Consider the following 10,737-nt stretch of genomic DNA (forward strand, 5'->3'; position numbering starts at 1 on the left):
TCAGACTCCTGTTTCGTTGTCGATGAAGGCGAAGAGTTCCTCGTCCCCTGCCGCGTCCAGGTCCATGGCGACGCCGGCCGCGTCCGCGTGGTCACCGGCGTCGTACCGGGCGAGGAGCGCGTGGAGCCGGGAGACGACGCGGGCGCGTGTCTCGTCGCCCGGGCCGGTGCCGGAGAGGGCGCTGTCGAGCCGGTCCAGGTCGGCCAGCAGCGCGGCGGGGCCGGTCGCGGTGTCCTCGACGGCCAGGTTCTCCAGCAGGTGGTCCGCGAGGCGTGCGGCGTTCGGGTGGTCGAAGATCAGCGTGGTGGGGAGCTTCAGGCCGGTGGCGGTGTTGAGCCGGTTGCGGATCTCGACGGCCGTGAGGGAGCTGAACCCGAGGTCGGTGAAGCCCTGTTCGGGTGCCACGGCCTCGGCCGAGGCGTGCCCGAGGACGGTGGCGGCGTGGCCGCGGACCAGGTCGAGCACGGCCTGCCGTCGCCCGGCCGGGTCGAGGGCGGCCAGGCGGGTGACGAGTGCCGCCGCGCCCTCCCCCGCTTCCGCGGCCCGCCGCGCGGGCTGCGGGACCAGGGCGTGGAGCAGCGGCGGCACCGGGACGCTGCCGGCGCGGGCCCGCAGCGTCGCCAGGTCCAGGCGGGCGGCCACCAGGTGCGGCCGGTCGGTGGTGAGGGCGGTGTCGAGCAGGGCGACGCCGTCCGCGTCGGAGAGGGCCGTGCCGTCGCCGGTCGCGCGGCCCCGTACGTCGTCCGAGAGGTGGCCGGTCATGCCGGTGGCGGTGGCCCACATGCCCCAGCCGATGGAGAGCGCGGAGCGGCCCTGGGCCCGCAGGCGGGCGGCGAGCGCGTCCAGCAGGGCGTTGGCGGCGGCGTAGTTGGCCTGTCCGGCGGTGCCGAAGGTGCCGGAGGCGGAGGAGAAGAACACGAACCTGTCGGCGTCGACGAGTTCGGTCAGGTGGAGCGCCGCGTCCGCCTTGGGGCGGAGCACGGTCGCCAGGCGCTCGGGGGTCATCGCGGTGAGGACGCCGTCGTCGAGGACGCCCGCCGCGTGGACGACGGTCCCGATCCGGCGGCCGGCGAGCACCTGCGCGAGGCCGTCCCGGTCGGCGGCGTCGCAGGCGACGATCTCCGCCCGGGCGCCGAGTGCGGCGAGGTCGTCGGCGAGGGCGGCGGCGCCGGGCGCCTGCGGGCCGGAGCGGCTGAGCAGGAGGAGGTCGGTGACGCCGTGCGCGGTGGCGAGGTGCCGGGCCACCAGGGCGCCGAGTCCGCCGGTGCCGCCGGTGATCAGGACGGTGCCGTGTTCCTGGACCTGGACGGGTGACGCGGGCGCGTCGGCGGTTCGGGCGCGGACGAGGCGTGGCACGTGCGGGGTGCCCTTGCGCAGGGCGGTCTCCGGCTCGCCGGTCAGGAGCGCTTCGGTCAGCCCGTCGAGGCCGGCGTCGGCGTCGATCGCGGCGAAGCGGCCGGGGTGTTCGGAGTGGGCCGTGCGCAGCAGTCCGCGGGCGGCCGCGCCGGGCAGGTCGGTGACGTCCTCGCCGTCGTGGACGGCGACGGCTCCTGAGGTGAGCAGGACGATGCGGGACCCGTCGAACCGCTGGTCCGCGAGGAGGGTCCGGGCCGCGGCGAGCACCTCGGTGACCCGGCGGTGCACCTCCTCGGCGGTTCCGTCGTGTCCCGCGGATCCGGAGAGCAGGACGATCTCGGGCACGGTCATGCCCGCGTCGACGGACTCGATCAGGGCGTCCGGGTCGGCGTGCCACTCGACGGCGTAGGTCTCCTCGGCCAGCCGGTCGGCGGCTCCGAGGGCGTCGGCTCCGACCACGGCCCAGGAGACGGGGACCACACCGGCCGTGGCCGGTGTCCACTCGACGGCGAACAGGGCGTCACGCGGCCCCTGGGCGGAGGCCAGTTGCGCGGCGGTGACCGGGCGGAGCTCCAGCGTCTCCACCTGGACGACGGGCGAGCCCGAGGCGTCCACGGCCTCCAGGTGGAGGGCGTCGCGTCCGTCGGGGCGGCTGATCCTGACCCGCAGTTCGGTGGCGCCCGCCGCGTGGACGGTGACGCCCTGCCAGGCGAACGGGACGCGCACCTCTTCGGTGCCGGGGAACAGGCGGCCGGCTCCGGCGGCGTGCAGGGCGGCGTCGAAGAGCGCGGGGTGCAGGCCGAAGCCGGCGCCGGCGGTGCGGGCCTCCTGGGGGAGCGCGATCTCCGCGAAGACCTCGTCCCCCCGGCGCCAGACGGCGCGCAGGCCCTGGAAGGCCGGGCCGTATCCGTAGCCGCCTTCGGCCACGGCCGCGTAGAAGCCGTTCGGGTCGACCGGTTCGGCGTCGCGGGGCGGCCACGGGACCGGTTCCGGGGCGGGCCCGGCCGGGGTGGACCGGAGGGTGCCGGTGGCGTGGCGGGTCCAGGCGCCCTCGTCGCCCTCGGCGCGGGAGTAGACGGTGACGGCGCGGCCGTCGTCCGGGGAGTCCGGGGTGGCGCCGTCGCCGACGGCGACCTGGAGGACGACCGCCCCCTCGCCGGGCAGCGTGAGGGGCGCTTCCAGGGTCAGTTCGTCGAGGTGCGGGAGGCCCGCCGACTCCCCGGCACGCAGGGCGAGTTCGACCAGGGCGGTGCCGGGCAGCAGGACGGTGCCGAGCAGGACGTGGTCGGCGATCCACGGGTGGGTGGAGGCGGAGATCCGTCCGGTGAGCAGGACGCCGTCACCGCCGGCCACGGGCACGGCGGCGCCGAGCATCGGGTGGTCGGCGCGGCCGAGCCCGACGGCGGAGACGTCGGCGGGCAGTGCCCGCTTCTCCGGCCAGAAACGTTCCCTCTGGAAGGCGTAGGTGGGGAGTTCGACCTCGCGGCCCGTGCGGTCGTCCAGGACGGTGGTCCAGTCGACGGGCACGCCGGCCACGTGCGCCTCGGCGAGCGCGGTCAGCCAGCGCGCCGCGTCGCCACGGTCGCGGTGCAGGGACGCCAGGGTGAGGCCCTGTCGCCCGGACTCCTCCAGGGACTCCTCGATGCCGGGGGTCAGCACCGGGTGCGGGCTGCACTCCAGGAAGACGGACCGGCCGTCGGCCAGGAGTGCTTCGGTCGCCTCGCCGAACCGGACCAGGGAGCGGAGGTTGTCGTACCAGTACTCCGCGCCCATGTCGGCGGTGTCGATCCGACCGCCCGTCAGCGACGAGTACAGGGGGACGGCCGAGGTCACCGGCGTCACGGGGGCGAGGTCGGTGAGGATCTGCTCGCGGAGCTCCTCCACCTGCACCGAGTGCGAGGCGTAGTCCACCGGTATCCGGCGGGCGCGCACGCCCCGCTCCCCGCACAGGGCGAGGAGTTCGTCCAGCGCGTCCGGCTCGCCGGAAACCACCGTCGAGCCCGGGCCGTTGACCGCGGCCACCGAGACCCGGCCGTCGAAGCCGGCCACCAGCTCACCGGCCACCTCGGCGCCCGCGGCCAGGGACACCATGCCCCCGCGTCCGGCCAGCGCCCGCAGGGCGCGGGAACGCAGCGCCACCACACGCGCGCCGTCCCCGACGGACAGGCCACCGGCGACCACGGCTGCGGCGATCTCGCCCTGGGAGTGCCCCACCACCGCAGACGGGACCACACCGGCCGACCGCCACAGCTTCGCCAGGGACACCATCAGCGCCCACAGCACCGGCTGGACCACGTCCACCCGGCCCCACAGGCCCTCGTCCTCGCTCTCCAGCACCTCCCACAACGACCAGTCCACGAACGGCTCCAACGCCGCCGCGCACTCCTCCAACGCCTCCCGGAACACCGGCGACCACACCGCCAGCTCCCGCCCCATCCCCAGCCACTGCGACCCCTGACCCGGGAACACCAGCACCGGCGCACCACCGGACCGCGCCACACCCCGCACCACACCCGGATGCGCCACATCCCGCGCCAGCGCACGCAACGCCCCGGCACGGTCCTCCCCCACCACCACCGCACGGTGCTCCAGCACCGCACGGCCGGTGAGCAGGCTCCAGGCGACGTCGGCGGGGTCCTCCTCGTCCGTCAGCGACACGAGCCGCGCTCCGGCCTCCTGGAGCGCACCGGCGCTCCTGCCGGAGATCAGCCAGGGCGCGGGAACGCCGGAGGGCTCGGCCACGGGCGCGTCGGCGGGTGCGTCGGCGGCGGACCGGTACTCCTCGAGGATCACGTGGGCGTTGGTGCCGCTCACGCCGAACGAGGAGACACCGGCCCGGCGCGGTTCCTCGCCCTCGGGCCAGTCCCTCGCCTCCGTCAGCAGCTCGACCGATCCGGCCTCCCAGTCCACGTGCGGCGTCGGCTCGGCGACGTGCAGGGTCCGCGGGAGGACGCCGTGGCGCAGCGCCTGCACCATCTTGATCACTCCGCCGACGCCGGCGGCGGCCTGGGTGTGCCCGATGTTGGACTTCAGCGAGCCCAGGTACAGCGGCTCGTCGCGGTCCTGCCCGTAGGTGGCGAGCAGCGCCTGGGCCTCGATCGGGTCGCCCAGCTTGGTGCCGGTGCCGTGCGCCTCGACCGCGTCGACGTCGGCCGTGGTGAGTCGCGCGGCGTCCAGGGCGGCGCGGATCACCCGCTCCTGGGAGGGCCCGTTCGGCGCCGTGAGGCCGTTGGAGGCGCCGTCCTGGTTGACGGCGGAGCCCCGCACCACCGCGAGCACCTGGTGGCCGTTGCGGCGGGCGTCCGACAGCCGCTCCACCAGCAGGACGCCCACGCCCTCGCCCCAGGCCGTGCCGTCGGCGTCCGCGGAGAACGACCGGCAGCGGCCGTCCGCGGAGAGGCCGCCCTGTCGGCTGAAGTCGACGAAGACGCCCGGGGTGGAGAGCACGGTGACGCCGCCCGCCAGTGCCATGTCGCACTCCCCCGCGCGCAGCGCCTGGCAGGCCAGGTGCAGCGTGACCAGGGAGGACGAGCAGGCGGTGTCCACCGTCATGGCCGGGCCCTCGAGCCCGAAGGTGTAGGAGACGCGGCCGGCCAGCACGCTGCCGGAGGTGCCGGTGCCGAGGTAGCCCTCGACGCCCTCGGGGAGCACGGTGATGGTGGAGCCGTAGTCGTGGTACATGAGTCCGGCGAAGACGCCGGTACGGCTGCCGCGTTGCGAGGTCGGGTCGATGCCGGCCCGTTCGAAGACCTCCCAGGAGGCTTCCAGCAGCAGCCGCTGCTGCGGGTCCATCGCGAGTGCCTCGCGCGGCGAGATGCCGAACGGCACGGGGTCGAAGCGGTCGGCGTCGTGGACGAAGCCGCCTTCGAGGACGTACGAGGTGCCCGGTCCGTCGGGGGCGGGCTCGTAGATGCTGTCGATGTCCCAGCCGCGGTTGCCGGGGAACGGGCCGATGGCGTCGGAGCCCTCGGTGACCAGCCGCCACAGGTCCTCGGGGCTGTTCACCCCGCCGGGGTAGCGGCAGCTCATCGCGACGATCGCGATGGGCTCGTCGTGCGCGGCGTGCGTCCGGGGGCCGCGGCCGGCGGTCGCGGGGGCCGTGCGGCCCGCGTCGGTCAGGAGGGAGAGCAGGTGGGCGGTGAGCGCCTGCGGTGAGGGGTGGTCGAAGACCAGGGTGGCGGGCAGCCGCAGGCCGGTCACGGCCCCGAGCCGGTTGCGCAGTTCGACGGAGGTCAGCGAGTCGAAGCCCAGGTCCTTGAACGACCGGTGGTCCTCCACCTGGTCGGTGCCGGTGTGCCCCAGCACGCCGGCCACCTCGGACCGGACGAGGCCGGCGAGGACCTCGGTGCGCTCGGCCTCGCCGAGCCCGCCGAGGCGCTCACCGAGCGGGGTGGCGGCGCCGGGTACGGCGCGCGCCGCGCCGGGCCGTGTGCCACGGACGACCAGGCCGCGCAGCAGCGGGGGCGCCTCGGCGGCGGGGTCGTCGTCCAGGGCCTTGCGGAGTCCGGGGAGGTCGAGGTGGAGGGCGACCAGGTGCGGGGTGTCGCCGGTGCGGACGCCGTCCAGGATCGCCAGTGCCTCGGCGGTGGTGAGCGGGCCGCCGGCGCGGGTAATCCGGGCCCGGCCCGTCTCGTCCAGTCCGGCGGAGATGCCGGAGGTCTCCTCCCACAGTCCCCAGCCGACGGAGACGGCGCCCGGCCGGCGTGTGGCGAGGGCGTCGAGCACCGCGTTGGCCGCCGCGTACCCGGCCTGTCCGGCGGAGCCGAAGGTGGCCGAGGCGGACGAGAACAGCACGAAGAGCGGAACGTCTCCGGCCAGTGCGTCGAGGTGCAGCGCGGAGGTGGCCTTGGCGTCCAGGACGGCGTCGATCCGCTGAGGGGTCAGGCCGGTGACGATGCCGTCGTCCACGATTCCGGCGGCGTGCACCACTCCGGTCAGCGGCCGGTCCTCGGGGACGGTGGCGAGCACCGCGGCGAGTGCCGCGCGGTCGGCCACGTCGCAGGCGACGGCCCGGGCGTGGGCTCCCAGGCCGGCCAGTTCGGTGATCAGTTCGTCGGCGCCGGGGGCGGCGGGGCCGCTCCGGCTCAGCAGCAGCAGTTCGCGCACCCCGTGCTCGGCGGCGAGGTGCCGGGCGACGCGGGCGCCGAGGACGCCGGTTCCGCCGGTGACGAGCACGGTGCCGTGGGCGGCGGTCTCCTCGGCGGCGGGCGGCGCGGAGGCCGTGGCGCGGGCGAGGCGCGGGGCGTGCCACCGGCCGTCCCGCAGCGCGAGTTGGGGTTCGTCGGTGCCGGCCGGTCCCGCGTCGGGCACGGCGCCGTCCGCGGGGTCCAGGTCCAGGAGGACGAGGCGGCCGGGGTGTTCGGTCTGCGCGCTGCGGACCAGGCCCCACACGGCCGCGCCGGCCGGGTCGACGGGGGCCGTGCCCGCGGGCACGGCGCCGCGGGTGAGCAGGACGAGGGTGGAGTCGGTGAAGCGCGGGTCGGCCAGCCAGGTCTGTACGCATTCCAGGGCGTGGTGGGCGGCGGCGCGGACCCGGGCGGGCTCGTCGCCGTCGTCCCCGGCCGCCGGGCCGGCGTGCGCGGCCACCAGCGCGGGAACCTCGGGCAGCTCGGCCAGGCCGGCGAGTTCGGCCGGGCCGGTGACGACCGTCCAGGGGCCGCCGTCCGGCACGGCGACCGGGGTCCACCGCACCTGGAAGAGCGTGTCGGGCCGCACGGAGCCACCGGTGGCCCCGGCGGGCCGCAGGGTCAGGGAGGCGACGGAGGCGACCGGCTGCCCCTCGGGGTCGGCGAGGTCGAGGGCGACGGCGTCCGTGCCGGCCGGGGCCATGCGGACGCGCAGGGCGGTCGCGCCGGTCGCGTGCAGGGTGACGCCGGACCAGCTGAACGGCAGCCGGACGGACGGCCCGCCCCGCGCCGTGTCGCCGTGCCGTGTGTCGCCCTGGCCCGCGTCGTACAGGGCCGCTCCGTGCAGGGCGGCGTCGAAGAGGGCCGGGTGCAGGCCGAAGCCGCCGGGCTCCGGGGCGCCGGCGCCGGCGGGCGTGGGCAGTGTGACTTCGGCGTACACCGCTCCGTCGGGGCCGCGCCAGGCGGCGTGCAGGCCCTGGAAGAGGGGACCGTACTGCAGTCCCGCCGCGGCGGTGGCCGCGTAGAAGTCGTCGAGGCGCACCGGTTCCGCGTCCTGCGGCGGCCACGCGACGAGCGGGGTCCCGGCCGCGGCGGGGGCGGTGGAGAGGACGCCGCTCGCGTGCCGGACCCAGTCGCCGTCCGCGTCGACGGCTCCGGTCAGGTCGTCGGGCCGGGAGTAGAGGGCGATCTCCCGGGAGCCGTCGGCGAGGGGCGCTCCCACCTCGGCCTGGATGCGGACGCCGCCCCGCTCGGGCAGCACCAGCGGTGTGTCGAGGGTGAGTTCGTCGACGACGGGGCAACCGACCTGGTCGCCCGCGTGCAGGGCCAGGTCGACCAGCGCGGTGCCCGGGACCAGGATCGTGCCGCCCACCCGGTGGTCGGCGAGCCAGGTGTGGGTGGCCCGGGAGAGCCGTCCGGTGAGGACCAGGCCGTCGCCGCCGGCCACCGTGACGACCGCGCCCAGCAGCGGGTGCCGGGTGCCGCGCAGGCCCACGGCCCCCAGCGCGGCCGCCCCGCCGAGGGCCGGCCAGTAGCGCTGCCGCTGGAAGGCGTAGGTGGGCAGGTCGACGCGGCGGGGCGTCCAGGGGGCGTAGACGGCGGCCCAGTCGGGGGTGACGCCGGCGGTGTGGGCGTGGGCGAGGGCGGTCAGCGCGGACTCGGTGTCGTCGCGGTCGCGGCGCAGGAGCGGCACGGCGGGGGTGCCGTCGTGCAGGTGCGGCACGAGCGCCGAGAGCACGCCGTCGGGGCCGAGTTCGAGGAAGACCCGTACGTCGGTGAGCGGCGCGACCGCGTCGGCGAACCGGACGGGCTCGCGGATCTGGCCCACCCAGTAGGCGGCGGTGGTGATGTCTCCGGGGGCCGTGGTCACGACCGGGATCGCCGGGGCGTGGTACGTCAGCGACTCGGCGACGGCGGCGAACTCGGCCTGCATCGGCTCCATCAGCCGCGAGTGGAAGGCGTGCGAGACGGTCAGCCGCTTCACCCGCACACCCTTGGCGCGCAGCCGCTGCTCAAGGGTGTCGATCGCGTCCGCGTCACCGGACACCGTGACGGAGGTCGGGCCGTTGACGGCCGCCAGGTCGACACCCTCCGGAAGCTCCAGACCGTCCTCGGAAGCCTCCACCGCGAGCATCGCGCCCCCGGACGGCAGCGCGTCCATCAGACGGCCGCGCGCCGACACCAGCCGGCACGCGTCGTCCAGGGACAGCACGCCCGCGCAGTGCGCGGCGGCCAGCTCGCCGATCGAGTGGCCGACCAGCACGTCCGGGGTGAGCCCCCAGGACTCCACCAGCCGGAACAGCGCCACCTCGACGGCGAACAGCCCCGCCTGCGTGTACACCGTCCGGGCCAGCAGCGCGGCGTCATCGCCGAACACCACGTCCCTCAGCGGCAGTTCGAGGTCGACCCGTGCGCACACCGCGTCGAAGGCCTCGGCGAACACCGGGAAGACGTCGTACAGCTCGCGTCCCATGCCGGCGTACTGGGCGCCCTGCCCGCTGAACAGGAAGGCGGTCAGTCCCGGCCGGACGGCCCCGGTGAGCACGCCGGGGCCGGTCGTCCCGTCCTCGACGAGCCGCAGACCGGTGCGCACGTCCTCCGGGGTCGAGGCGAGGACGACGGCCCGGTGCTCGTGGGACTGGCGGGTGGCGCCGAGGGAGTGGGCGAGGTCGACGAGTTCGGCGGCGGTGGCGGAGTCCTCCCGCGCCTCGTCGAGGAAGGCGCGCAGGCGTGCCGCCTGGGCGGACAGGGCCTGGGCGGTGCGCCCGGAGACCGTCAGCGGCACGACGCCCGGGCCGGTGCGGCGCGGGGCGGGCGCCGCCGCCGCGGCGGCCGGGGGCGCCTCCTCCACGATCACGTGCGCGTTGGTGCCGCTGATGCCGAAGGAGGAGACGGCCGCCCGGCGCGGGCGCTCGCCCGGCTCCCAGGGGCGCGGCTCGGTGAGCAGTTCGACGCTGCCCGAGGACCAGTCCACGTGCGGGGTGGGCACCTCGGCGTGGAGGGTGCGGGGCAGCAGGCCGTGGCGCAGGGCCAGGACCATCTTGATGACGCTGGCGACTCCGGCGGCGGACTGGGTGTGCCCGATGTTGGACTTCAGCGAGCCGAGCAGCAGCGGCTGGTCGCGGTCGCGGCCGTAGGTCGCCAGCAGCGCCTGGGCCTCGATCGGGTCGCCGAGCGCCGTGCCGGTGCCGTGCGCCTCGACGACGTCGATCTGGTCGGGGGTCAGGCGGGCGTTGGCGAGGGCGGCGCGGATGACGCGTTCCTGGGCGGGGCCGCTGGGGGCGGTGAGGCCGTTGGAGGCGCCGTCCTGGTTGACGGCGGAACCGCGGACGACGGCCAGCACCGGGTGGCCGGCGGCCCGCGCGTCGGCGAGTCTCTCGACCAGGATCATCGCCACGCCCTCGGCCATGCCCATGCCGTCGGCGTCGGCGGAGAACGCCTTGCAGCGGCCGTCGGAGGCCAGGCCGCTCTGGCGGCTGAACTCGTGGAAGCCGACCGGGTGGGGCATGACGGTGACGCCGCCGACGAAGGCGAGGGCGCAGTCGCCGTTGCGGATCGCCTGCAGGGCGAGGTGCAGGGCGCTCAGCGACGACGAGCAGGCGGTGTCCACGCTGACCGCGGGCCCTTCCAGGCCCAGCGTGTAGGCGATGCGCCCGGAGAGGACGGAGGTGGCGGCGCCGGTGAGCTGGTAGCCCTCGGTGCCGGCCAGGCCCGCCTGCATGCCGTCGCCGTAGCCCTGGCCGTTGGTGCCGACGAAGACGCCGGTGCGGCTGCCGCGGAGGGTGCCGGGGTGGATGCCGGCCCGCTCCATCGTCTCCCAGGCGGCCTCGAGGATCAGCCGCTGCTGCGGGTCCATGGCCAGCGCCTCGCGCGGGTTGATGCCGAAGAACGCGGGGTCGAACAGGCTCGCCTCGTGCAGGAAGCCGCCCTGGGAGGCGGTGGCGTCGGCGACGCCGTCGGCCGCCGCCAAGGGCACGTCGTCCCAGCCCCGGTCGTCGGGGAAGGGCGTGATGCCGTCCCCGCCGGCGGCGAGCAGCCGCCACAGGTCCTCGGGCGAGCGCACGCCGCCGGGCAGGTTGCAGGCCATCGCGACGACGGCCATGGGCTCGGGGTCCCGGGCGCCGGCTTCGCGCAGCTGCCTGCGGGTGTCGTGCAGTTCGGCGATCACGCGGCCCAGGTAGTCGCGGAGTTTGCGCTCGGTGGGGCTCGTGGCGGCTTTGTCGGTCATCGTGTTCTCCTGATGGCCCTCGGGGCG

Annotated in this window: 1 protein-coding gene; it reads right to left on the bottom strand. The window is 76.2% G+C overall.

The annotated features are described in order from the left end of the window. Window positions 1-10,710: a type I polyketide synthase gene (locus ABZ836_RS28500; protein ID WP_361146899.1), complete on the bottom strand. Its 10,710-nt coding sequence runs from the start codon at window positions 10,708-10,710 to the stop codon at window positions 1-3. Between the last annotated feature and the right edge of the window lie 27 nt (window positions 10,711-10,737).

The organism is Streptomyces sp. NPDC047130 (assembly GCF_040643475.1).
Taxonomy (GTDB): domain Bacteria; phylum Actinomycetota; class Actinomycetes; order Streptomycetales; family Streptomycetaceae; genus Streptomyces.